The sequence below is a fragment of the Brevibacillus sp. DP1.3A genome (assembly GCF_013284245.2).
Lineage (GTDB): Bacteria > Bacillota > Bacilli > Brevibacillales > Brevibacillaceae > Brevibacillus.
Genome location: NZ_CP085876.1, coordinates 5,687,557 through 5,710,047, shown reverse-complemented (window position 1 = coordinate 5,710,047; position 22,491 = coordinate 5,687,557). Strand labels below are relative to the sequence as shown.

Annotated in this window: 24 protein-coding genes; 13 read left to right on the top strand and 11 right to left on the bottom strand. The window is 47.5% G+C overall.

What is annotated here, in order from left to right; all coding sequences use genetic code 11:
- Positions 1-38 precede the first annotated feature (38 nt).
- Both HP399_RS26360 and HP399_RS26355 read right to left on the bottom strand, forming a co-directional pair.
- The gene (locus HP399_RS26360) at positions 39-1,181 is read right to left on the bottom strand and encodes a winged helix-turn-helix domain-containing protein (RefSeq protein ID WP_173618111.1); all 1,143 of its coding nucleotides are present in this window, start codon (positions 1,179-1,181) and stop codon (positions 39-41) included.
- Positions 1,172-2,902, bottom strand: coding sequence for a sigma-54 interaction domain-containing protein (locus HP399_RS26355; RefSeq protein ID WP_173618110.1), 1,731 nt, complete (start codon positions 2,900-2,902; stop codon positions 1,172-1,174). The genes HP399_RS26360 and HP399_RS26355 overlap by 10 nt, the downstream gene beginning before the upstream one ends.
- Positions 2,903-3,103: 201 nt before the next feature.
- Between HP399_RS26355 and HP399_RS26350 the strand changes: the two genes are divergently transcribed.
- The 7 genes from HP399_RS26350 (at position 3,104) to HP399_RS26320 (ending at position 10,791) form a co-directional block, all read left to right on the top strand.
- The gene (locus HP399_RS26350; RefSeq protein WP_173618109.1) at positions 3,104-4,024 is read left to right on the top strand and encodes a proline dehydrogenase family protein; all 921 of its coding nucleotides are present in this window, start codon (positions 3,104-3,106) and stop codon (positions 4,022-4,024) included.
- Between the two features lie 75 nt (positions 4,025-4,099).
- Positions 4,100-5,029, top strand: a complete 930-nt coding sequence (locus tag HP399_RS26345) for a DNA-3-methyladenine glycosylase family protein (protein ID WP_173618108.1) — start codon at positions 4,100-4,102, stop codon at positions 5,027-5,029.
- 119 nt (positions 5,030-5,148) lie between these two features.
- Positions 5,149-6,483 carry a branched-chain amino acid transport system II carrier protein gene (brnQ, locus tag HP399_RS26340; protein WP_173618107.1) on the top strand — a complete coding sequence of 445 codons (1,335 nt, stop codon included), beginning with the start codon at positions 5,149-5,151 and terminating at the stop codon, positions 6,481-6,483.
- A 194-nt stretch (positions 6,484-6,677) separates the two neighbouring features.
- The gene (locus HP399_RS26335; RefSeq protein WP_304502534.1) at positions 6,678-7,376 is read left to right on the top strand and encodes a response regulator transcription factor; all 699 of its coding nucleotides are present in this window, start codon (positions 6,678-6,680) and stop codon (positions 7,374-7,376) included.
- Positions 7,376-8,812 carry a sensor histidine kinase gene (locus HP399_RS26330; RefSeq protein ID WP_173618106.1) on the top strand — a complete coding sequence of 479 codons (1,437 nt, stop codon included), beginning with the start codon at positions 7,376-7,378 and terminating at the stop codon, positions 8,810-8,812. Before HP399_RS26335 ends, HP399_RS26330 begins: the two co-directional genes overlap by 1 nt.
- Positions 8,813-8,967: 155 nt before the next feature.
- The gene (locus tag HP399_RS26325; RefSeq protein WP_173618105.1) at positions 8,968-9,339 is read left to right on the top strand and encodes a hypothetical protein; all 372 of its coding nucleotides are present in this window, start codon (positions 8,968-8,970) and stop codon (positions 9,337-9,339) included.
- 432 nt (positions 9,340-9,771) lie between these two features.
- Positions 9,772-10,791 (top strand): S66 family peptidase, encoded by a 1,020-nt coding sequence (locus HP399_RS26320; RefSeq protein ID WP_173618104.1) that lies wholly within the window; start codon positions 9,772-9,774, stop codon positions 10,789-10,791.
- 65 nt (positions 10,792-10,856) lie between these two features.
- Here the strand turns inward: HP399_RS26320 and HP399_RS26315 are convergent, their stop codons facing one another.
- From HP399_RS26315 to HP399_RS26305, 3 genes are all read right to left on the bottom strand, one after another.
- Positions 10,857-11,816: a DMT family transporter gene (locus tag HP399_RS26315; RefSeq protein ID WP_173618103.1), complete on the bottom strand. Its 960-nt coding sequence runs from the start codon at positions 11,814-11,816 to the stop codon at positions 10,857-10,859.
- Positions 11,817-11,962: 146 nt separating this feature from the next.
- Entirely contained in the window at positions 11,963-12,481 is a 519-nt protein-coding gene (locus tag HP399_RS26310; protein ID WP_173618102.1) for a GNAT family N-acetyltransferase, read from the bottom strand.
- Positions 12,478-12,933 carry a DinB family protein gene (locus HP399_RS26305; RefSeq protein WP_173618101.1) on the bottom strand — a complete coding sequence of 152 codons (456 nt, stop codon included), beginning with the start codon at positions 12,931-12,933 and terminating at the stop codon, positions 12,478-12,480. Before HP399_RS26305 ends, HP399_RS26310 begins: the two co-directional genes overlap by 4 nt.
- A 141-nt stretch (positions 12,934-13,074) precedes the next feature.
- Between HP399_RS26305 and HP399_RS26300 the strand changes: the two genes are divergently transcribed.
- Complete coding sequence (locus HP399_RS26300) at positions 13,075-13,485, top strand: acyl-CoA thioesterase (protein ID WP_173618100.1); 411 nt, start codon at positions 13,075-13,077, stop codon at positions 13,483-13,485.
- A 5-nt stretch (positions 13,486-13,490) separates the two neighbouring features.
- On the opposite strand, the gene HP399_RS26295 is transcribed toward HP399_RS26300, so the two are convergent.
- A complete protein-coding gene (locus HP399_RS26295; protein WP_173618099.1) occupies positions 13,491-13,787 on the bottom strand; it encodes a hypothetical protein in 297 nt (98 codons plus the stop codon).
- Positions 13,788-13,887: 100 nt separating this feature from the next.
- Here HP399_RS26295 and HP399_RS26290 point away from each other — a divergent pair, with 100 nt between their 5' ends.
- Entirely contained in the window at positions 13,888-14,592 is a 705-nt protein-coding gene (locus HP399_RS26290; protein ID WP_173618098.1) for an HAD family hydrolase, read from the top strand.
- A 72-nt stretch (positions 14,593-14,664) separates the two neighbouring features.
- On the opposite strand, the gene HP399_RS26285 is transcribed toward HP399_RS26290, so the two are convergent.
- From HP399_RS26285 to HP399_RS26275, 3 genes are all read right to left on the bottom strand, one after another.
- Positions 14,665-14,850 (bottom strand): hypothetical protein, encoded by a 186-nt coding sequence (locus HP399_RS26285; RefSeq protein WP_173618097.1) that lies wholly within the window; start codon positions 14,848-14,850, stop codon positions 14,665-14,667.
- 217 nt (positions 14,851-15,067) lie between these two features.
- The gene (locus HP399_RS26280; protein ID WP_173618096.1) at positions 15,068-15,988 is read right to left on the bottom strand and encodes an ABC transporter ATP-binding protein; all 921 of its coding nucleotides are present in this window, start codon (positions 15,986-15,988) and stop codon (positions 15,068-15,070) included.
- The gene (locus HP399_RS26275; protein WP_228088363.1) at positions 15,988-16,701 is read right to left on the bottom strand and encodes an ABC transporter permease; all 714 of its coding nucleotides are present in this window, start codon (positions 16,699-16,701) and stop codon (positions 15,988-15,990) included. The genes HP399_RS26280 and HP399_RS26275 overlap by 1 nt, the downstream gene beginning before the upstream one ends.
- A gap of 108 nt (positions 16,702-16,809) precedes the next feature.
- Between HP399_RS26275 and HP399_RS26270 the strand changes: the two genes are divergently transcribed.
- Together HP399_RS26270 and HP399_RS26265 are read left to right on the top strand one after the other, a co-directional pair.
- Positions 16,810-17,526 carry a response regulator transcription factor gene (locus HP399_RS26270; RefSeq protein WP_173618095.1) on the top strand — a complete coding sequence of 239 codons (717 nt, stop codon included), beginning with the start codon at positions 16,810-16,812 and terminating at the stop codon, positions 17,524-17,526.
- Positions 17,523-19,262, top strand: coding sequence for a sensor histidine kinase (locus tag HP399_RS26265; protein WP_173618094.1), 1,740 nt, complete (start codon positions 17,523-17,525; stop codon positions 19,260-19,262). The genes HP399_RS26270 and HP399_RS26265 overlap by 4 nt, the downstream gene beginning before the upstream one ends.
- A gap of 53 nt (positions 19,263-19,315) precedes the next feature.
- On the opposite strand, the gene HP399_RS26260 is transcribed toward HP399_RS26265, so the two are convergent.
- Both HP399_RS26260 and HP399_RS26255 read right to left on the bottom strand, forming a co-directional pair.
- A complete protein-coding gene (locus HP399_RS26260) occupies positions 19,316-19,810 on the bottom strand; it encodes a GNAT family N-acetyltransferase (protein ID WP_173618093.1) in 495 nt (164 codons plus the stop codon).
- A 159-nt stretch (positions 19,811-19,969) separates the two neighbouring features.
- Positions 19,970-20,851, bottom strand: coding sequence for a YitT family protein (locus tag HP399_RS26255; protein ID WP_173618092.1), 882 nt, complete (start codon positions 20,849-20,851; stop codon positions 19,970-19,972).
- Between the two features lie 242 nt (positions 20,852-21,093).
- Here HP399_RS26255 and HP399_RS26250 point away from each other — a divergent pair, with 242 nt between their 5' ends.
- On the top strand, positions 21,094-21,579 hold the full coding sequence (locus tag HP399_RS26250; RefSeq protein WP_173618091.1) for an SRPBCC family protein: 486 nt from the start codon (positions 21,094-21,096) through the stop codon (positions 21,577-21,579).
- A gap of 244 nt (positions 21,580-21,823) precedes the next feature.
- Positions 21,824-22,468, top strand: coding sequence for a DUF2625 domain-containing protein (locus tag HP399_RS26245; RefSeq protein ID WP_173618090.1), 645 nt, complete (start codon positions 21,824-21,826; stop codon positions 22,466-22,468).
- The last annotated feature ends 23 nt before the right edge of the window (positions 22,469-22,491 follow it).

Here is a 22,491-nt window from a genome sequence, read left to right as displayed (position 1 = left end):
TGTTAACTCGATGATAAAAGGGATTTGTCAGAGGAATATCAGATAGTTGATGAGATGATGGCACGAATCTTTTTCTGCAAGTAATCAAACTGGTACTCTTCGGATAATTCCGTCCAGATTTTCTGGTATTTGCGCTCCCATTCTGCATCGTAGCCGAAGTTCCTGAAGAACAACAAAATACTTTGTATGGCATAAATCAGGTGAGGGACGAACTTGGTGGCACGGACGACTTCCATGCCTTCGTCGACCACGCGGCGCGCTTTGGTAATCTCCTGTCGATGGTACAAGCAAAGCCCGCGAGCAATGGTGAAGCTGCCGAGCTCACGCTGCATAGGGAGTGTCTGCAAGATGTCATTTGAGCGTTGAATCACTTCCTCCGCTTCATTCACCTGACCCATCAGTAGATACAGGAAGGCTTCTTCCGATTGAAGAAAGAGTTGGAAGCCGGGTGAATTGACTCGTTCGACAACCTCTCTTGCGGGTAACAGCTGTTTTTGGGCTCGCTCCCATTGCTTTGCATGAGTGTATACACCGACTGCATTGATTTTCATCTCATCCTGAAAAGTAGCAGGCATGCTTTCCAGATTTCTCATTGCCCATTCAAAAACTTCTATTGTCTTTTGTGAGTCCAATTGTGTCATATGGTACAAATGGAACCAATAAAACAGTTTGTCTGACTTAGGTGTAGCTTGATCTTCGATAAACCAGCTGAAGTCACCGACAACAAACCGCAAATAGGTAGCGTAAAAAGGTTCCATCTGGAAGCCAAGCACTTGCTGATTCGCATAAAGCATCTGCAAAGCGGCCCCCATCCCCATGCCATGGTAAGTGGTTAGCATCTTCTGGATGTTCTCAGAGAAATCGCTGTTCAATACCGATGGACTAGGCGATTGCTGCTCTTTTAGCGTAAGCCGATAACCAACTCCTCGAACCGTATCAATCGTGAGCAGATGCGACCACTTTTGCAGTTTTTTCCGCAAGCGGTAAATGTGATCGTCGACAGTGCGGTCTGTCGGTTCTTCCAGCGACCAGACGCGATCCAGCAGATCACTTCGTGAAAAGGCACGGTTTTTCCATGTGTACAGAAATTGAAACAAGGCGTATTCCTTAGGCAAAAGGACAATCGTTTCCCCAGCATAATGGATTTGATACGTATCATCGGACGATGTGATCAATCCCATTTGAAAGACTCCTCATTTATATTGAACTTCTTCATTTTATTGTAAAGGGTGCCGCGAGATACGCCGAGCAGCTCGGCTGCTGCTTTTTTGTTTCCGTACGTGCGCTCCAACGCTGCTAGAATGCGCTCTTTTTCGTTCGCAGGTTGAGAAGGGTACGCAATCGATGGACGTATGATGGACGGCGGTGTCAGAGTCGGCGGCGCATACGTTCCCCCAATCGGCGTGTGCACAGAGACGTGTGTGGGTTCTGTGTGACTGCGAATGACAGACGGCAGATGCTCAGGCAAAATAACGCCGTTTTCTTGCAGGATCGACAGACGTTCGATGACGTTGCGAAGCTGTCGAATGTTCCCCGGCCAATTGTACTCGAACAACGCTTGCATGACCTCGGGAGAGATGCGTGGTACGGAGTGGTCATGGGCCACGGAATACTCATGAATGAAAATTTGCACAAGCTCTGGCAAATCCTCACGTCGTTCGCGCAGCGGTGGGATTTCCAGAGAAAAGACGTTCAGCCGATAATACAAGTCCTCGCGAAAACGACCGTCTGCAACCATTTGCTCCAGCTGTCTGTTTGTCGCCGCTACAATTCGTGTGTTGACGGTGATCGGCTCCGTTCCGCCTACGCGGTAAAACTGTCGTTCCTGTAAGGCGCGAAGCAGCTTGACCTGCAACTCTAGCGGCAGCTCCCCAATTTCATCGAGGAAAAGTGTCCCGCCATGCGCCAGCTCTAGCTTGCCAGGCTTGCCTTTTTTCTCGGCTCCAGTAAAAGCACCGCCCTGATAACCAAACAGCTCACTTTCGAACAGAGCAGCAGGAATGGCACCGCAGTTAATCGCGATAAAAGGCTTCTCATGTCGGCGACTTGCCTGATGAATTGCTTTGGCAAACAGCTCTTTCCCGACGCCGCTTTCTCCATAAATCAGCACAGTCGCATCCGTCTGCGCCACTTTTTTTGCGGAACCAATAGCGGATTGTATCGAGGCAGAATGCCCCTTGATCGCATAAAAAGGATCGTCTGCTGCCTGAAACCGACTCATCTCTTGCTGCAAATTGTGGAGATGGGCCGTCGTATGTGCTAATTCTTCATTGAGACGAACCAACTCGGTAATATCCTGTTCAATAGAAATCGCGCCGATAATTTCACCCTCGCGGCGAATCGGTGCCGCATTAATGAGTACATGACTATCAGGACGAGGAATATGATAGACACGTTGTACAGATGTCCCTTGACGCAGGGCATCGAGCAGGCGGATTGATTCACTTTCGAAGTGCTCATCGAGAGAAGTTCCGACGACTTGGGCGCAATCGATTTCATAAATAGTTTCTGCTGCCCGATTCCAGTGTTGGACAACGTTGCGGGAGTCCACGATAGTGACGGCCTCGCTCATTGTATCCATCAAGGTACTGAGCAGGGCAGACTGATTTTGGGTCAACACGACAAATGCATTCATGAGCTGGTATGGCTCGACCATTCCCGTCGGAGTTCCTTGTTCATCCACAAGGACGAGTGTCGGCAGATCGGAAACACCTGGGCCAGCGAGAATGTGGCTGATAGATTGTTCGAGCGTGGTTGTAGAAGAGACGATGACGACTCTGCCCTTTCGTTCTTTATCAACCCATTCGCCTACAGTTTCATCTGTGAGTATTTTGACAATATTAGGTGGAAGCGGAATCGCAAAGGAAGAGAGCGTACTGTCCAACGAAAATAACGGTTTCAAATCGTCACCTCTTATCCAAACTAACAGGAAAAGGGATCGTCCCTGTTGTACATCTAATCAGAAGTGTACAAGAATAAACACACAATGTACATATGTGTTGAAAACGTCGTAATGACATCACGATAGCGCTTACGAGAATTACTTGGCACGATTCATGCTAGTAGAAGTGGACAGAGTACGTTGAGGAGGAGACAGTCAACGATGGAACAAGCTATGAAGGATTTCTTTCTATTTTTATCCAAAAACAAAACCTTAAATTCTGCCGCGAAAAAGTGGGGTCTGCGCTTTGGAGCGAGTCGCTTTGTATCCGGTCAAACCATTGCGGAGGCAATTAATGCCGTACGCAAGCTGAACCAGCAAGGTCTCGTGTGCACGCTGGATCATCTGGGCGAATTCGTGTTCAGCGTAGAGGAAGCAAACGAGTCTGCTGACTATTGCATCAAAACGCTGGAAGCGATCCACCAATCCGGTGTCGATTGCAATCTTTCGTTGAAAATGACTTCGCTCGGTCTGGATATCAGCCGTGAGCTCTGCATGGACAACATGAGACGCATTTTGGATTCGGCTAAGAAAAACGGAAACATTTTCGTTCGTATCGACATGGAGGACTATGCACACAACCATGTGACCATGGAGATTTTGAACGAGTTGCTGCAAGAGTACGACAACGTCGGAACCGTTATTCAGGCATATCTCTACAAAGCATCGGACGATATCGACAGCCTGAAGGACAAAAAAGTGAACTTCCGTCTCGTAAAAGGAGCTTACAAGGAGTCTCCTGAAGTCGCTTACCCGAACAAGCCAGATGTAGATGAGAACTACAAAAAAATCATCAAACAGCATTTGTTGAACGGCGGGTACGCTGCTGTGGCAACTCATGATGACAACATCATTGATTTTGTGAAAAAGCTGGAAAAGGAACACAGCATCCCGCGCACACAGTTTGAATTCCAAATGTTGTATGGTATTCGCACGCAGTCCCAAATTGACTTGGCTCGCGAAGGCTTTAAAATGCGTGTTTATGTACCGTACGGAAACGACTGGTATGGATATTTCATGCGCCGTTTGGCAGAAAGTCCGGCAAACGTAAAATTTGTTCTCAAAGGAATGTTTACGAAATAAGTTTTGCGAAGTATACTTGACACCTTCGGAGGTTTCTCCGGAGGTTTTTATTTTATCTGGAAAGGTGAGAGTCTTGTGAATTATTCGATTATTTCGCTTACTCCTCCATATTCTTTTGACCGGTTGCTTCGGCGTCTTGAGACACATCCAGATACGCAGATACGTGTGAATAAAGAAAAAAATAGCCTACAGCGCGTCTTTCGTATCGGCTTACGGCCTGTTCTAGTCCATATGCAATTGGTGGGCAGCTTGGAAGAACCCACATTGCGCTACGAGACACAGGCGATTTTGTCCACGACAGACCAACAGCTGCTAGAAAAAATGATCCGCCGTACTTTTAGTGCCGATTTGGATCTATTTGTTATTTACGAGCAGATGAGGGAGGAAAAGGAACTCGCCATCCTGACCGAGCGGTTTCGCGGTCTTCGTCTTATGCTAGATACCGATTTGTTTCAATGCATGGTCAAGACGATTATCGGACAGCAGATCAATCTGACCTTTGCAGCCAATTTGACCGAGAGGCTGGTTACACTGGCTGGCGACCCAGTAGAAAACCCAAACGGCGAGGGCATCATCGCTTTTCCGACTCCTGACGCGGTAGCGAGATTGACTGTGGAGGATTTGCGTACTCTGCAATTTAGTCAGCGAAAAGCAGAGTATATTATCGATTTCGCCCGTGCCATTGTGAATGAAACGGTAGATTTGGAAAGACTATGGACAATGGGTGACGAGGAAATCATTACGTACCTCACTACGCTTAGAGGAATTGGACGGTGGACAGTAGAGTGCCTGCTCATGTTTGGGATGGGGCGTCCAGACTTGTTGCCAGCTGCTGACATCGGTTTGCGAAATGGAATTGTTCACCTCTATGGAATGAATTCGAAGCCAAATGAAAACGATATTCGCAAGCTAGGAGAAAAGTGGGCTCCATGGCGTAGTATCTATTGTCTGTACGTATGGGAAGCAGTGGGGGCGATTAAGAGAAAAGAGGTATTTGAGCTATAAAAACTTTCATTTTTAACAAAAGTTCAATAATTTTAAAAAATTAAAGGTTGAATAGTGAGTAAATTTTAAGTTATACTAATGAAAATTTTATTTAACTAAATAATATTGAGAGGATTCATATGAAAGAACTTTCAACGAAAGAAACAATTACAATTGGTTTGATGCTGTTTGCCCTATTCTTTGGAGCAGGGAACATGATTTTTCCGCCAGCTCTAGGACAAGCTGCAGGAGATAATGTTTGGATCGCGATGGTCGGCTTTTTGATTACTGGTGTAGGTCTGCCTTTACTGGGAATCATTGCGGTAGGCTTGGCTGGTGGTAATTTGCAAACGATGGCTTCAAGAGTCCATCCGATGTTTGCAGTCGTATTCACCTTTATTGTTTATCTGTCGATCGGTCCATTCATGGCGATTCCGCGGACAGGTACAGTAACCTTTGAGATGGGCGTGTTGCCGTTTTTACCTGAATCCATGAAAGGCAGCTGGGTACCGCTTTTTGTGACCACGATCGTCTATTTTGCTATCACCTTCTGGTTGAGTCTGAACCCGAGCAAGCTGGTGGATCGAATCGGTAAAATCTTAACACCTGCTCTTTTGATCATCATTGGCCTGATGTTTGTCAAATCACTCATTTCTCCTTTGGGTGAGGTGGGACAACCGACAGGCGCCTATCAAGATACAGCATTCTTCAAAGGCTTTGTCGAAGGCTATCTGACGCTGGATGCATTAGCTGCGATGGTATTTGGTCTGGTAGTAACATCGGCTGTTCAGGATAGAGGTATCATCGATCGCAAAAAAGTGATGTGGTCCACGATCAAAGCCGGAATCCTCGCCGCTACGGGTCTCGGACTCGTATACCTTGCCCTCAGCTATCTGGGAGCGACGAGTGTTTCGATTGCGAAATCGGCAAACGGCGGTCAGATCTTAACCGGGGTTGTGCTGCAACTGTTCGGTCCGTTAGGCTCGCTCCTGCTGGGAGCAGCTGTAACGCTTGCTTGCCTCACCACTTCTGTTGGGCTCGTCACAGCGTGCAGTCAATTTTTCTCGAGTCGTATTCCTAGCATCTCCTACAAGAAAATGGCTGTGATCCTGTGTGCGTTCAGTGCTGCGGTAGCAAACGTAGGCTTGACGCAGCTGATTACCTTCTCTGTGCCTGTCTTGATGGCGATTTATCCACTGGCGATTGTGCTGATGCTGCTGACGTTTTGTGATCGGATGTTCAATGGACATCGTGCCGTATACGTAGGCGCGATTACGGCAACGGCTGTCATCAGTCTGTTGGATGGAGCTTCCCAGCTTGGATTGTCTATTGACTCGCTGACACCAATTCTGGAACAATTACCACTGTACAAAGTAGGAATTGGTTGGCTGGTGCCAGCTTTTGCAGGCGCACTGTTAGGGTTGTTGTGGGCTAGCCTCACACGCAGTGTCCCGATTGTAAGAGAAACGAAGTAAAGAATAAGAGCGAGTGGGCTTTAGGTCCACTCGCTTTTTTATTGTCGCAAACAACTTTTGTCCTGCTTTTACCAGCTGGGTAGGACTTCTATCCGTCCACAACACGGGTGATGTATGTTACCATGGAAAAACGTAAATTGTCTGAACGGCATGTTTCATTCTATGTCGTTTTGAAAGAAGGGAGGTTATTGGCTATGTCCACGATGAAAGTCTTGGTTGCCGATGACGATCCAAACGTACGCGAAATTATTCGCCTTTATTTTGAAAAACAACAAATCGAGCTCATCGTAGCAACAGATGGACGAGAAGCTCTTGAGATGATGGAAAAGGAACAGCCGGATGTGGTCATTCTCGATGTCATGATGCCGCAGTTGGACGGCTTTGAAGCATGCCGGGAAATCCGCAAGAAGTGGGATACACCGATTATTATGCTGACGGCAAAGGATGAGGAGTTTGATCGTGTGCTCGGCTTAGAGCTTGGAGCTGATGATTACGTAACGAAGCCGTTTAGTCCACGTGAGATCGTTGCTCGTATCCGCGCGATTATGCGCAGATTGCAGCCAAAGCCAAAAGTAGAAGATGAGGCAGTGCTTCGGACCTTTGCTTTTGATCAATTGACGATCGATCTGGATAAACGGGAAGTGATCGTTGCCGGGGAAAAGGTGAGCTTTCGCCCGAAGGAGTTTGATCTGCTTGTTCAACTCGTCAAATCGCCGGGAAGTGTATGGTCGCGGGAGCAATTGCTGGAACAAGTGTGGGGCTTTGATTATTTTGGCGATGTTCGAACGATCGATGTTCATATTAAAAAGATCAGACAGCGTTTAGATAAGCTCCCTTATGAATGCATTCAAACGGTTTGGGGGATCGGCTACAAGTTTGGGGTGGATAACTGATGCTAGGCATGTCGAAAAGTATCTACCGCAGACTGCTGGTCAGCTTTTTGGCTACCGTTTTGGTGGGGCTAGGGATTACAGGGATCGTTCTCTCCTTTTTTACGAAAGAGTATATTTACAATGCTAAAGAAGAAGAGCTTTTGCGGATGGCCAAAAAAGTGAATGCCGCTATCCATAACAGCAATGAAGTAAACAAAAGGCTCTTGGACAAGCTGGCGATGCTGGACGAGTCATTTGATACCCGCATCTGGTTATTTGATACGGAAGGAAAAATTGTCGCGACTTCGATGAAGGATGAGATGCTTACGGGCAAGTCCGTGGCAGTTTCCATCGCGGGTAACGTGCTGAACGGAAAAAGCGCGGTAACCGAGCTGCAAATCGAAGGTCTGGATGACCCGATGTTGTCAGTCTCCGTCCCATGGGGCGAGGGCGAAAACGTCTATGGCGGAATTATTTTGCACGCGCCGATTGAAGGAATTGAGAAAACCTTTGGTCAAATGCGCGAGTCGATTCTGTGGGCGACCTTGTTTGGGGTGCTTCTTTCTACGATCATGGTTTCGTATTTGTCATGGTCAATCTCCCGCCCATTGCGAACCATTGAGAGAACAGCGGCTGAAATTGGTCGAGGGAATTACGCAGAGCGCGTCCAGGTCGATACGTCTGACGAGATCAACGACTTGGCGCAAACGATCAATACGATGGCACAGAAGCTGGAGAAGGTAGAGCAGGAGCGTCATCATCTGGAGCAAGTGCGCAATGATTTTTTGGCGAATGTCTCCCATGAATTGCGTACGCCTCTCACTGCGATCCAAGGTTTTCTCGAGGCGTTGCAAGACGGCTTGGTAGAGGAAGAAGAGGCGCGACAGAAGTATTACGCTGTGATGTACACCGAAACGATGCAAGTGAACCGCTTGGTGGATGACCTGATGGACTTGATGAAGCTGGAGAACAACGAAGTAAATCTGGCCAAGTTCCCTGTCGATGTGGCAGATGTCATGAATCGGGTTGCTTTTTCCTTCCATCAAGAAGCAGAGGAAAAAGGGATTCGCATGGGAGTAGAGGTAGAGGACGAGCTGCCGAGAATTTATGCCGATAAGGACCGGATCGCGCAAATTCTGAAAAATCTGGTGAAGAATGCACTCAAGTTTACGGCTGCAGGTGAAATTCGCATGCGTGCTTCGCTGGAAGAGGAATACGTACAGATTCAAGTGATCGATACAGGGATGGGAATTGCAGCAGATGACCTGGATCGCATCTGGGAACGTTTTTTCAAAGTGGATCGGGGACGTTCCAAGAACAATAAAGGGACAGGGCTTGGACTCGCCATTGTAAAAGAGCTGGTAGAGCTGCATGATGGCAAATGCAGAGTGGAGAGCACGCCTGGGAAGGGCAGTACTTTTACGATTTGGCTTCCAAGGATTAAGCCGGAGAACTAGATTATGATCCGACCAAAATGATCATGGTCATACTTTTTTCATATTTTGATCATCGTTTTTTCCCACTTTTCTTACAGAATGGTTATCTTTGCCCGTTACGATATAGGTGTGACAGCGAGAAGGTCACGAAGCCAAGGAATGAAAGGGGAATGAACATGAACAAAAAATGGTTCTCCATTGCCACTGTCGCATTACTCCTGTCTGGCAGCTTGGTTGCCTGCTCTGACACAACAGGAACTCCTGAACCGGCGACACAACCAGAGGGCACGACAAGCGAAACCGCTCCGGGGTCCTCCACTACTGATAGCGGACAATCGACCGATAGCTCGGTTTCGCAAGATCAGTCTACAACGGATGCGTCTGCGGACAGCTCTGATGCATCGACGGGCACAGGTTCGTCTACGGAAGCACCTGCGACAGATGCCAATTCTGATGCAGGTACCAGCACTGGATCGCCTAGTGCTGCGGGAACCGAAAGCAGCGGTTCCACTGGACAGTCTACAACGACTGACGCCAGCAAGAAGTAATCATTCACGAACTGGAAACACGTTTGTTTGAACTCCTCTACTTCCCTCCCGTTTTATATACCTTGATGACGGCTATAGGCCGTCTTTTTTTTTGTCTAAGAAAAGTAGCCGTAGTGATGAGAAGTGCATTTCCAGTCTACGCTTCGGCCTACGCCCTACTGAGGGTGTGGACTGTCCGCTCCGAATTAAATGGCGGGAGCGCTTCAAACGTAGAAGTTTCATGAAGGATTTCATAAGTGAAGCTGAAATTCCCCACCATTTATTTCAGAGCTGGGTGGGCTCCAGAGGCGCTATGACTGGAAATGCACTTCTCCATTCGCAGCTTTTTAAAACCAGTATGTTCTTAATCAATAGTGATACAGAAAGCCTGAAAAATGCCTTGGTGGTATGTGGTATGATTATCCAAAATCATACATAGCGGGAGGGAGAAGCATGATCACGTATCCATCGTTGAAAAAGGGCGCTACTATAGGGGTAACTGCGCCATCATCAGGTGTACCAGAGTATTTGCATGAACTAATCAGGCTGGCATGCAGTCGTATGGAGAGCAGGGGGTATTCCATCGTTTGCAAAAATACAGTCTGGACACAGGAAAAAGCCAAGTCAGCTCCTGCCACAAATCGCGCAGTCGAATTCAACTCCTTGATGCAAGATGTAGACGTCGATATCATCATTCCTCCCTGGGGTGGCGAGCTGCTGATTGAGATTTTAGACAAGCTTGATTTTCAGTCCATGCAACCCAAATGGGTGTTAGGCTATTCAGATGTGAGTGTACTGTTGCTCGCGATTACATTAAAAACGGGGATGGCTACGGCCCATGGGACGAATCTGATGGATTTGCGTGGAGCAGAAATGGATGAGACGACCGCCATGTGGGAAACGGTTCTGTCAACACAAAAGGGCGAGTCGATCATGCAGTACTCTTCTCCGATGTATCAAAAGGAATGGCAGCATACGAGTCCTTCGCCGCATATCTTTCACCTAACAGAACCGACTGTATGGAAAACCACAGAGACTACTCCCCACGTAAACATGCAGGGACGGCTACTTGGCGGCTGTATCGATAGCATTCGGCATGTGATCGGCACACCGTATGGGGACGTACAGACGTTTCAAAAAGAACAGATCGGGAATGAAGCGATCATCTGGTATTTGGAAAACTGTGAGCTTTCTACGACTGATCTGCGCAGATCTTTGGTACAAATGAAGCTGGCCGGATGGTTCGATCATTGTGCGGGGATCATGTTTGGGCGCAGTCCAGCGAATCAGGCGGTCGAAGGCTATACGGTGGAAGACGTCTATCAGGAGCTGGCTGCTGAGCTGCAAGTCCCTGTTCTTTACGATGTAGATTGTGGGCATATGCCGCCGCAAATCACGTTTATTAATGGAGCATTTGCTGAAGTGGAGCTGACTTTCGAAAAAGGAAGCGTACGGCAATATTTTCGTCCATAAGCATAAGAGAACGAGGGCTTCCCAACGAATGGGAAGCCCTCGTAGCATGTACGCAAACATGATTTTTAGCCTTGCTTCTCGTTGTAATGGGGGAGAGGATGTTCCTCCGTCGTTTCTTGTTTATTTTTGGCCGATTCACGTGTACGCAGAGTGGACAAGGCGACACCAAGGAAAATAAATGCGCCGCCAGCGAAAAAGCTGACACTCAAATGCTCATGCAGCAACAGCCAGCCTAAAAATGCACCGACAATGGGCTGAACAAAAAAGAATCCGGCCCCACTCCCTGCGGGCATCAGCTCGAAGCCTTTGTTCCACAAATAAAAAGCACCTGCGGTAGAAATCATCCCGATATAGAGGACGCCTGCCCAGATGTCCCAACCAAATTGCCAGGAGATAGGCGTGACAGACAGCTCCCAAAACATAAGCGGACTCGTAAAGATGATGCCAAACAATGCTACGTAGGTAGTGACGAGCAGAGACGAATAGCGCTGCGTTGCCTTTTTACTGAGAACGGTATACAATCCCCAGCTAATCGCTGCTACGAACAAAATCAGGTTGCCTGCCAGGGAAGACTGGGCGTCAGCTTGATCTGGAACACCGATGACGATAATCACACCAATCGTCGCTAGCAAAATACCCGCTGCCTGCTTTAGATGGATGCGCTCCTTTAATAGCCAGACCGCAAAAATGGCAATAAAGGCAGGTGATGCAGAGGTAATCAATGCACCCATGTGGGCAGTAGACAGCTTGGTACCAAGAAATTGCGCGGCGATGGAGATCGTGACCCCGACGAAGGCGATGACCATCAGTAGAGGATAATCCTTTTTCGAGACACGCTCCTTGCGAGCAACGGTAAATGCCCCCAACACGACTAAAGCAATGCAAAAGCGCAAAATCAATAGAGTGAACGGTGGAATCACTTCCAACACGACCTTGCTGACGACATAAACACCGCCCCAGATCGCTGCGGCGAGAGTTAGGCAGACAGCCCCAAAAAACATTTGCTTCCATTGTGATTGTGACATAACAAGTCCCTCCCGGAATAATGATTTAATCATTCGAGTGTTATTCCGTAGCCGGGAGGCAGTAAGAGAACCTCTTCCTCACCGACTAGGAGAGGAGGGTGGGCACATCATTTTCAAAAAGGCGACGGTTCATATCGTTCACCTCCTTACTTTGTAGGGGTTAGCCACTTGGCTACCAGCAGCACCGGTTGTGTCAGCCGACCGACTGGTGCCTCCACCTGACGATACTGCTCATAGCCAAGCCGCCCCCAGAAAAGAAGAGCGGGTTCATTATGCGCAATGACACCGTGATGAACATGCTGACTACCATGCTGGATGCAGTAGGCTTCCATGAGTGTAACTACCTCTTTTCCAAAGCCCTGCTGCTGATAATCGGCATGCAGAAGCAAGAGACTAATCCAGCTTTTTGGATCGTGTTCACTGGAGAGGACGATATGGATGACTCCGATGATCGTACCTTCACGAGTAATGGCGAGCCAATGCCCGGAAGGTATGCTTATCGTGGCGTCATATTCGGCTTGCAGTTCAGCAAGACTTACAGTGCTCGTGCCGTTTCGAAGCTGATTGTACCTTGGGTTACTGTTGTAGGTGGCGAGTAAGTCGGGTAAGTCCTCGCGCAGCAATTCGCGAATGATGAGCCGCTCACCTGTCAGAATGAGACTCATTGAGATCCTCCGTACTTGCGGATAAGTCCAATCTGCCCGCCGTGGTAGCCCATATGATAGATCAGACGACCAAGTGCCTGACGGGGAGTCAACGTGGCAATTGGTGCTTCACAGGGGATGTCCCACGCGTCTTTTGGCAGGGCAGCCAAAGAATCCAGCAAGTGATGGTAGGCAGCATCTTTGAAAGCAAGCAAGGCAGACAAGTCGGTAAAATTTCCTTCATCCTTTACAGGTCCAATTGTAGTGAGGGTGATTTCGGACGGGATTGCTCTTCCGAAAAACATCATACAAAATCGATATTCAACTTCCGCGATGTGATGAATCAAAAATCCGATGGAATTGGAGCCCGGAGCCAGCTTCCAGCCAAGCTCGGCTTCTTTCAAATGGACGAGTGCATCCTGATACCGGGAGCGAGCTGTTTGCAAGGTCGGCAATAGTTCTTGTTCGAACATCCAATCTTCCTTTCTGGCGTTTATTTTTTATTATAGGAAAAAGTTCAGGAAAGAACAGCATGATCATTCGGAATATTTTGAATGAATATTCACTCAGCAACTTGAATTCGTTATACTGAAGAAAAACAAGGAGTGAGAACGATGGCTCATCGCTATCATCTAACTGTTCGTTCTACTGATATTGACGTAATCGGACATGTGAACAATGCCAAGTATTTAGAGTACATGGAGTGGGCGCGTTTTGAGTGGATATGGGAGCAAGGATTTACGCTGGATGAATTGAGGCGACGGGCCATCATGCCGGTAGTGGTCAATATTAACATTAACTACCGCAAAGAGTTGAAGATGCGTGAAGAGGTAACGGCGATAACTACGGTGGTCAAGGTGGGTGAAAAAAGCTTCGTCATCCGCCAGGAGCTGTACAACGCTGCAGATGTATTAGTGGCGGACGCCGATGTGACAATGGTCATGATCGATGCGAATACACGCCAGTCTATTTCTTTGCCAGTTGAGTTGAAAGAGACACTGCTTGTGGAATTGCCTAAAAGCTAAAGGTATCAGGATGACTTGCGAATGAAATCGCGGCGGAAATTATTCCATTCGAGAGCACGCAGCGCCAATGTCTCCAAGATACGCTCATGGCGATCTTGACCTTCCTTTAACTCAGAAACATCCTGCTTTAACTCAGCAACATCTTGCTTCAGTTCGGCAACGTCGGCTTTTAACAGGTGAACGTCCATAGTCAAAGCGTCCATCTTGGCATCCAATTCGTCCTGCCGATCCATAAGAGCATGAGCAACCAGACGCAACTCATTCATACCCTCTATCAAAATATCCAGTTTTTCGTTAGACATGTTTCCACCTCCTTTTTCCGTTACAATGATCATAACAAAAGACAGAGTCATATGCACAATGAAAACAGCAAGAAAAAAAGGAAGGGGAAGCAATCCAGCCATGTCCAAATTTACGACAATCCTATTTGATCTCGACGACACTCTCTTCGATTTTTCAGCTTGCTGGGAGAAAGGGATGCAACAGACGATTGCGACCCATGCACTTACAGCAGAACTAGACCAAGAGAAATTTCTTGAGGCTCTGCGGCGCCACGGAGATGATTTGTGGGTCGATGTGATTGCCAAACGCTACGATTTTACGCAATACAGAAGGTTACGTTTTCAGCGAGCCATGGCTGATTGTAACCGACAGATTGAAGTGGAGCAGGTCGACGATTTCCAACGCGCCTATCAGGCGGCATGTATGGATGCAGTCCAGCCAGATGTCACTGTTCAGTCTACCATTGCGAAGTTGGCAGAAGAGCATACGCTAGGGATTGTCACCAATGGCCCTGTCGATATGGCTTTTATCAAAGTGGAGCGGTTGGGGTTGTCTACGTATTTTCCTCGGGAGCGGGTGTTTATCTCCGAAATGATCGGACATCATAAGCCTGATCTACGCATATATGAACATGTTCGTGAAAAGCTCGGTGTTGAGAGCAAGCAGGTGCTGTTCGTTGGAGATACGTGGGAGGCAGATGTAGCAGGCGCGATGGACGCAGGCTTCTCAGCAGTCTGGATCAATCCTCGAGGGAAGAAGCCTACTTCCAAGCATCAGCCACTCGCTGTCATTGAACGGCTGGATCAGCTTCTCGCAATCTTGTAGAAAAAAGCAGCCCATTGCCCCATAGCCGCATAACTTGCAGGCTGTTTTCGGTGGCAATCAAGCTGCTTTTTTCTAAATATTTTCTTGCTTCTTTTGTTCCTGGCGTTTTGCGTACTGCTTTCTCATGAAAAGGATGAGAGTAACAATAATCAGCCCAATTAAAATCCCGATAGCTCCCGGTGTAAGATTACCCCAAAAGATTTTATACAACAAAATCCCTGTCAGGATAATGGCAAACTCCAGATACCTACTGGCCATGCGAATCTTCCCCCATTTACATGAGCCTGATTATCGTTCGTATCTACTAACCTGATCTTTCATTTTTTCATGCTGACTCTTCCTATACTTTGTGATGAAAAAGATGAGATTGAGGACAATCAGGCCAATTGTGATTGACATACTTCCGGTGGTCATGCTTTTTCCTATCGAGATGTTGAAAAGCAGCATCCCGGATAGGAGCAGGGCAAAAACGAGATTAAGCATCATGAGACTCTTCCCCCATAAAAATTCGTTCGAGCGAAGGGACTTCAACGTTCACGCCATAAATATCCACGCGTGCCTGAACAAGAGCACGAACGAGAGTTGCCACTTTTTGATCATCATCGACCTGGATCGAGAGACGCCCGTCTTCCCAAATCGTATTGCGCCCGAGGGACTCAATAAAGGTGCGCAGGTTTCCAGAATCCTCCGTAGCAAAAGCTGAGTGACGTACATGCACAGATCGCCATGCCTGATGGGCAGCTTGCAGCTCATCGAGTGTGCCGAGTGAACTGATTTTTCCGCTTTTCATAATGGCGATGCGCGTACAGATTTTCTCGACTTCATTCAAATTGTGCGAGGTCATGAAGATCGTTTTTCCTTGTTGATGGAGCTTGCGCAGCAAATTTTGAATATGCAGGCCTGATTCGACATCTACGCCAGAAGTAGGTTCATCAAGGAAGATGAGCTCCGGGTCTCCGACTAATGCTTGGGCAATACCCAGCTTCTTTTTCATCCCGAAGGAAAAGGTTTTGGCTTTGCGGGATGCATGCTCCTCAAGCTCAACGTCTGTCAGGATGCGCATGCATTCTTCCTTTGTCAGTGTGACGCCTTTTACCTGAGCGAAATAGTGCAGGTGCTCCGCAGGAGATAAATGGTCGTAGAAGGTGGAGTAATCTGGCAGTACGCCAATTCGTTTTTTCCATCCCTCTGTATGGGCATCTTCTTCAAACATGCGAATGGTGCCCGCAGTCGGAATCAGAATCCCTGTCAGCATATTGATAAAGGTCGATTTACCTGCGCCGTTTCGACCGAGGAATCCGAAAATCTCCCCGCTGTGCACAGTAAGACTGACGTCATTCACGACCGTGCGATTGCCAAAGCGCTTGTTCAACTGTATGGTCTCGATCATTGCCATTAACAATCCCTCCGTCGGAATAGGTACATAGAAGCGATCAGGAAAGCTGCTGCATAGAGCCAAATGAAGCCGGTCCAGGCGCCGCCTTTTTCCATAAATGAAAAGGGTGTCAAATATTTAATCCATGCTGCTGCTGGGTGACTGGAGAAGGTGCTCCACAGTCCGAGACCCGGCAAGATCAGTGCGATCACAATTCCCAAAAACATCGTGTAGCTGGGCCGAGGTATCACGAGCGAGAGCAGCAGTGCCAGTGAGATGCAATAGATAAGCAGGGATACGCAGAGGTAAAAGGTCTTCGCGTCAAACGTTTGCACGGTGGCGAAAACTACGCCAAACGTAATAATCATGCAGGTTAGCCAGAAGAACGCGACTCCGAGAAATTTCCCTAAAATGATCTGATTGCGTGAAGTCCGGGTGACAAGAAAGCGAATCGTCCTGCCCGCTAGCTCACGATTTATGACATCATGAGACAGGCTGAATACAAACAAGGGCCCGAACAGCATGATGAGTACAAAGATACCAAGCGCGTGTCCCTGCGCCAGCTCCTGTTGTGGGAGAAAGTTTGCTGCCTGATTGACGAGGTCAGAAACCAAGTACGAGATGCCGACGATAAAGGCAACGGTAATTAACGATTTGATACTTTTAAACAACCGAAAAAATTCGTGTTGGCAAATAGCCCACATAGGTGAATCCGCTCCTTTCTTCTTCATCATAATGGCCAGACCTTTCCCCTACTAAAACGCTACCTTACCATTTCCTTATCTTTTTTGTTGGCATCGTTTCTCATGGTAGAATGAATGACAGCAAGGGAGGGAACGGATATGGAGAAAGAAGCAAGAATCCTGCTGGTAGATGATGAAGAAGCGATTTTGCAGATGCTTCAAACAGTGCTGAAAAAGGAAGGCTTTGTCCAGATCGATACATGTACGACAGCAGCAGAGGCGATTCGTCTCGTGGAGGAGAAGACATACGACCTGTTGATTCTAGATGTCATGCTGCCTGATAAAAATGGTTTTGAGCTGTGCGGAGCCGTGCGCCAGCGAACGAAGGCACCGATCTTTTTTCTGACAGCAAAGGGCACGGATTTTGATAAATTAAGCGGATTCGCGTATGGAGCGGATGATTACATAACGAAGCCATTTCATCCACTAGAGATCGTTGCCCGGATGAAGGCTCATCTGCGCAGAACCTTGGGGGGATCTGCTCCAGCCCAGGAAGAAAAGCGCTTTGATTTTGGACGTTTTCAAGTAAATGTGGAGGCAGCCGAGCTGTTCGTGAACGGAGAACGAGTGGACTGCCCGGCGCAAGTATTTTCATTGCTCATCTTTTTCTGCCAGAATCCGAACCGGGTATTTACGAAAGAACAAATTTACGATCATGTATGGAAAGACGAGTACGGGATGTTTGATGAAAATACAGTCATGGTGCACATTCACAAGCTGCGCCAGCGTATAGAAGAAAATCCGGGACAGCCAAAGCTCCTGGTCACGGTGAGAGGGCTGGGCTACAAGCTGGTTAGTCCGGCAAGACAGTCATGAATTTGCGGAACAAGCTGATCTTTCAATATGTCCGACAACTGTTCGGGTTTCTTCTCGTCTTGCTGCTATTTCTGATTATCGCGATGCTGGGGTTAGGCTGGCGGATCATGAACGAGCAATTGTCCATCGATTTGTCCAGGCTGGATGCGTCTGATTTGACGTTGAAGATTGATTACGAGGGAGAGCGTATTCACGTCAATCCGGAAATCGAGAAGAGCGTGGCGAGACATCAAGGCTGGTTGCAGATCATCGACAAGCACGGAAAAATCCTGTACAACTATCGGACACCTGCTGATGTTCCCAGTCAATTTGGGCCAGGGGAGTGGATCGCTTATGTAGAAAATCGCGATGCTTCTCGTTATCACATTACACATTGGGTCATTAACCAATTTGACGAGAACATTATCATCCTTTATGGGACACCCGCTCCCGAAAAAGAAATGATGAAGCGCCTGATCGCAGCAAAAACGGGAACGAGCAAGGAGACATGGAATGAGTTGAACAATAACTTTTCCCGGGAAAAGGCATGGTACTTGGTATACGATCGTGCGGGGAAACTCATCCATCAATGGAATCACCCAAACGCTTCCACCCAGTTAGACATGGCGGAAGTTCTTCTTAATGGTGAGACAGCCAAAAATGTTCCTGTTCATATCACTAGTAGATATGACAAAAATAGCGATTTGACATACGTAGTGGGCACTCCAAATCTAACCTATCAGTCTGGTGTCCAAGAGACGTCTGAGGATGCCATGGTCAAGCAAACGTTCCTCCAGATCGGTATTCTTTTGATCCTAGTCGTTTTATTCGCAGGCAGCTGGTATGCGTGGCGAGTAGGCAAGCCGCTCTTGCACATGGTGAATTGGCTGGAACGACTGGCCCAAGGCCGCTATGAGGAGCCCATAGGGAAAAAAGGGAAACCAATCGGAAGGAATTGGCGCGGGAAAGAAAAGAAGTCATTTCGTGTGTTCAAGGATGTGTTTGACGCTCTCCGGCATCTGAGTGAAACTTTGCGTTCCAATGAAAAGCTTCAGCAAGAGATCGAGCAGACGCGAGAGGAATGGATTACCGGGCTCTCCCATGATCTCAAGACACCGCTGAGCTCGATTTACGGTTATGCTACCTTTTTGGAGTCCGAACAGTATGAGTGGGACAGAAAAGAAGTCAGCGAATTTGGGAAAACGATACGGGAAAAGTCAGACTACATGAACGGGCTGATTGAGGATTTGAATTTGACCTATCGACTTAAGAACCAAGCTTTGCCGATGGTCAAACAACCTGTCGCGATTGTAGAAACCATTCGCAGGATTGTGGTGGATATGGTGAACGATCCGAGCTCTTCTTTGCATGACATCGAATTTTCGGCGAATGTCCAATCGATAACGGCCGAGGTTGATCCAATCTGGTTTCGCCGCATCATCGTCAACATTTTGACAAACGCGATCAAGTATACCCCGGCAGGCACACACGTGCTCGTAGAGGTACAGTCGATTGCAGCCGATCAGTTTGTGGTCAAAATTGCGGACAATGGGCCAGGTATGGATGAGACGACGCTGGCCAATCTGTTCGAAAGATACTACCGAGGTGGGCATACAGGAGAGAATACCAGTGGAACGGGGCTGGGCATGGCGATAGCCAAGCAGCTCGTCTTGGCTCACGGGGGAGAGATTACGGTGGAGAGCAAGCTGGGTAGCGGAACGGTTGTCGTGATGACCTTTCCAGCGGTCACCAACTAGTTAGTTTTCTTAATAAAAGCCAAGGGATTTGCGCTGTCCCTTGGCTTTTTTTGCTATGGTCTCGAAAGGAATGTTTGTATGACTTTGCCATCCTCTTGACGCTCTTGATAGAGATTGGCTGTGTAATCGCGGATGCTGGCACGCCAAAAGCCGATGGCAGGCATGTTGTTTTCCAATTGAAAGACTTCCCAGGCACCCGGGAACATTTTGAAGATTTGATGGGCGGCCGCTTTTCCGATCCCCAGTCGACGGTAGCGCTTCATGATAAAAAATTCAGCAATGGAGTGGGTTGATGGCAAATCTGGATCAGGGCTTGTGAGCATGCGGACGAGGACAAACCCGGCTAGCTTACCATTTACTTTGATGAAAAAGGGATGGCGTTCTGGTTCGACCCAATACTTCTCAAAGTAGTCATAACCAAACAAGCCATCGTCATCTACTTCGAAAGGCTCAAACTCAGTGAAGTCGTACGTATACAGCTCCAACAGTTGCTTGAGAGCGTGCTTCTGTTCAAAAGGAACTCGTTCTATCGAGAATGCTTGATTCACTGAGAAAACCTCCTTCATCCATGAGTGATACGAACATCGTACTCTATTTATCAGATTGTGGAAACAAATAGTAGACACTTCTTTCCAGAACGTAATTACAAAAATACCCTATAGAAGACTTTTTCAAAAGTCTGCTCTATAGGGTACACTTTTTTCCCTTTAATGAATCGCTTTCTTCTTAAACTGCCCGCCGCGCACATCGTGAATGTTACCGACAGCCAAGAAGGCATTCTCGTCAACTTCTTCTACGATCAGCTTCAGCTTGGCTTCTTCTAATCGCGTAATGATGCAGAAAATTACTTTCTTGTCGTCTCCAGTATAGCCGCCCTCACCATTCAAATAGGTAACGCCACGGCCCAGACGAGCAACAATCGCATCTCCCAAATCCTTGTGATTGTCGCTAATGATCCATACCGCTTTAGACTCCTGGAAGCCTTCGATGGTCAGATCGATCATTTTGAATGCAATGTAGTAGGCGATCAGCGAGTACATCGCGCGATCCCAACCGAATACAAATCCGGCACTGCTCAAAATGAATAAGTTCATGAACATAACGATCTCACCAACGGAGAACGGAGATTTCTTGTTAAGCAGTACAGCGACGATCTCTGTACCGTCCAGAGAGCCTCCATAACGAAGAACGAGTCCTACACCAATCCCGAGAAGTATGCCGCCAAAAACAGCTGCAAGCAGGGGATCATCCGTTAGCCCTTTGACAGGGTGAAGGAGTGTCGTTCCAATTGACATGATCGTAACCCCAAAGAGGGTCGAGAGTGCAAACGTTTTTCCGATTTGCTTGTACCCTATGATTAAGAAGGGCAAGTTAAGCACGAAAAGGAAAACGCCAAGAGGCAACCCAGACAGATGCGAGGTAATAATCGAGATACCTACGATTCCACCGTCGATAATATTGTTCGGTACGAGAAAAATCTCGAGTGCTACCGAAAACAGGGAAGCACCAATCAGGATACCGAAGACCCTCTTGAGCAATTTTCCAATGGGTAATTTCTGATGAGCCGATTTTGCAAGTGGTTGTTCCATCGTTCCTCTCCCCATTGTGAAATTTTTTACTTACTTAGCTATTATAGCATTCATTCTTATGCGATTACTGCATAATTACACTTTTTAGTAAAAATTATTCCATTCAGACTTGTTCAGACTCATTAATACGCTTGAAATCTCGTTCAAGCGTGAATGTTGAGTGCAGCGAGTGTTCTGTATTGACTGGTTATACAGAAATTGCTATTTTCAAACTGTTAGGAAAATAGTTGGGGGGAAGCACAATGGGTTTCTTGAAAGCGGAGATAGAAGTATCATCATCCATAGAGCTAGTTTGGTGGGCATGGACACGAAAGGAACGGCTTGTTCAGTGGTTTGCGCCTGATGCAACGATTGAGCCGTATCTGGGTGGAGCGTACGAATTGTACTTCAATCCAACCAATCGCGACCAGATGGGGACGAAAGGGTGCATCATTACCCATTTTGAACCGAAGGAGCGCTTGGGCTTTACATGGAAGGGACCGGATGAATTTGTAGATACCATGAATCACGAGGATGCCTTGACTTACGTGCTTGTCACCTTGTCTGAAGCAGAGGGGAAAACGCAAGTATTGGTCGAGCATTTCGGTTGGAAAGAGGGAGAGGAGTGGGAAAAGGCTCGGGGCTGGCACGAAATGGCTTGGTCCCATGTTTTGGGGAGCCTGAAATCTGCACTTGAATCCGGCAAAGGAGATCTGTGCTGCTCTCCCCAGGCTGTTCATCAAGGGTAGAATTTGAGGATTTGTCCGTCATGGCGAGCTAATGTGATGATTACATATACAGACTATGAGAGACAATCAGATAATAGACGTGATCTTTGCACCTACTCGTTTTGCTAGAAAAGAGAAAACATGCACTTCAAAGCGACCCTTCCTTCGGGCGGGTATATGCCGCCTGTGGGTGCTATCATCTGCCTGATCGGAGTGAGCGTCATCTTGTGGGCGCCGCGCCACTAACTTTGGAGTGGAGGCTGAAATGAAAAGCTTCGAGGAATTGTACTGCGAAGAGGATTCAGCGATAGAAGAAATAAAAAAATGGCAGTCAGCATCAGACCGAAAGATTACCCTTCTGCCGTCTGAACAGGAGAAAGGGAAAAAACAGCTTGTTGATTTACAAGTAACAACGAGGTCAACTCTAGGTGCTGTTGCTTTCGAAACAGGTGGGATTCTGATTCACCAAGGATGGCTACGGATTCTAGGGTCCGGCCATCCTCATTTACCTCGTTCCATCACTTCTTGGAATCAGCAATGTGCCTTGAACGAGATGTTGTTGGTAGCAGACGATGTCATAGGAGGGTTCTTTGCGATTAATGGTGGAATGTTTCCGGATTCGATAGGCAGTATATGGTATTTCGCTCCGGACAGTCTTGCGTGGGAAGATCTTGAAATTGGCTATACCGACTTTTTGCACTGGGCAATGACGGGGGATATCCATACGTTTTATGCGACATTTTTCTGGAAGGATTGGGAGAAGGACGTTTCCAAGCTAAAAGGCGATGAAATGTTCGCGATCTATCCTTTTTTGTGGTCAAAAGAAGCACGTGAATTAACAATGGAGGGGTGCTCAAAAAAGCCGGTACCTGCATTAGAAATTTGGGAGATGAGCCAAAAGGTTGTGTAGAGGAAAAAAGAGCGGCCCGCGAA

What these genes read in the sequence shown, in the direction of transcription:
- HP399_RS26280 (WP_173618096.1), bottom strand. Translation starts at nt 15,988, where the DNA reads ATGGCAATGATCGAGACCATACAGTTGAACAAGCGCTTTGGCAATCGC.
- HP399_RS26285 (WP_173618097.1), bottom strand. Translation starts at nt 14,850, where the DNA reads ATGGCCAGTAGGTATCTGGAGTTTGCCATTATCCTGACAGGGATTTTG.
- brnQ (WP_173618107.1), top strand. Translation starts at nt 5,149, where the DNA reads ATGAAAGAACTTTCAACGAAAGAAACAATTACAATTGGTTTGATGCTG.
- HP399_RS26325 (WP_173618105.1), top strand. Translation starts at nt 8,968, where the DNA reads ATGAACAAAAAATGGTTCTCCATTGCCACTGTCGCATTACTCCTGTCT.
- HP399_RS26265 (WP_173618094.1), top strand. Translation starts at nt 17,523, where the DNA reads ATGAATTTGCGGAACAAGCTGATCTTTCAATATGTCCGACAACTGTTC.
- HP399_RS26295 (WP_173618099.1), bottom strand. Translation starts at nt 13,787, where the DNA reads ATGTCTAACGAAAAACTGGATATTTTGATAGAGGGTATGAATGAGTTG.
- HP399_RS26300 (WP_173618100.1), top strand. Translation starts at nt 13,075, where the DNA reads ATGGCTCATCGCTATCATCTAACTGTTCGTTCTACTGATATTGACGTA.
- HP399_RS26360 (WP_173618111.1), bottom strand. Translation starts at nt 1,181, where the DNA reads ATGGGATTGATCACATCGTCCGATGATACGTATCAAATCCATTATGCT.
- HP399_RS26310 (WP_173618102.1), bottom strand. Translation starts at nt 12,481, where the DNA reads ATGAGTCTCATTCTGACAGGTGAGCGGCTCATCATTCGCGAATTGCTG.
- HP399_RS26245 (WP_173618090.1), top strand. Translation starts at nt 21,824, where the DNA reads ATGAAAAGCTTCGAGGAATTGTACTGCGAAGAGGATTCAGCGATAGAA.
- HP399_RS26305 (WP_173618101.1), bottom strand. Translation starts at nt 12,933, where the DNA reads ATGTTCGAACAAGAACTATTGCCGACCTTGCAAACAGCTCGCTCCCGG.
- HP399_RS26350 (WP_173618109.1), top strand. Translation starts at nt 3,104, where the DNA reads ATGGAACAAGCTATGAAGGATTTCTTTCTATTTTTATCCAAAAACAAA.
- HP399_RS26250 (WP_173618091.1), top strand. Translation starts at nt 21,094, where the DNA reads ATGGGTTTCTTGAAAGCGGAGATAGAAGTATCATCATCCATAGAGCTA.
- HP399_RS26330 (WP_173618106.1), top strand. Translation starts at nt 7,376, where the DNA reads ATGCTAGGCATGTCGAAAAGTATCTACCGCAGACTGCTGGTCAGCTTT.
- HP399_RS26275 (WP_228088363.1), bottom strand. Translation starts at nt 16,701, where the DNA reads ATGATGAAGAAGAAAGGAGCGGATTCACCTATGTGGGCTATTTGCCAA.
- HP399_RS26315 (WP_173618103.1), bottom strand. Translation starts at nt 11,816, where the DNA reads ATGTCACAATCACAATGGAAGCAAATGTTTTTTGGGGCTGTCTGCCTA.
- HP399_RS26270 (WP_173618095.1), top strand. Translation starts at nt 16,810, where the DNA reads ATGGAGAAAGAAGCAAGAATCCTGCTGGTAGATGATGAAGAAGCGATT.
- HP399_RS26320 (WP_173618104.1), top strand. Translation starts at nt 9,772, where the DNA reads ATGATCACGTATCCATCGTTGAAAAAGGGCGCTACTATAGGGGTAACT.
- HP399_RS26290 (WP_173618098.1), top strand. Translation starts at nt 13,888, where the DNA reads ATGTCCAAATTTACGACAATCCTATTTGATCTCGACGACACTCTCTTC.
- HP399_RS26335 (WP_304502534.1), top strand. Translation starts at nt 6,678, where the DNA reads ATGTCCACGATGAAAGTCTTGGTTGCCGATGACGATCCAAACGTACGC.
- HP399_RS26255 (WP_173618092.1), bottom strand. Translation starts at nt 20,851, where the DNA reads ATGGAACAACCACTTGCAAAATCGGCTCATCAGAAATTACCCATTGGA.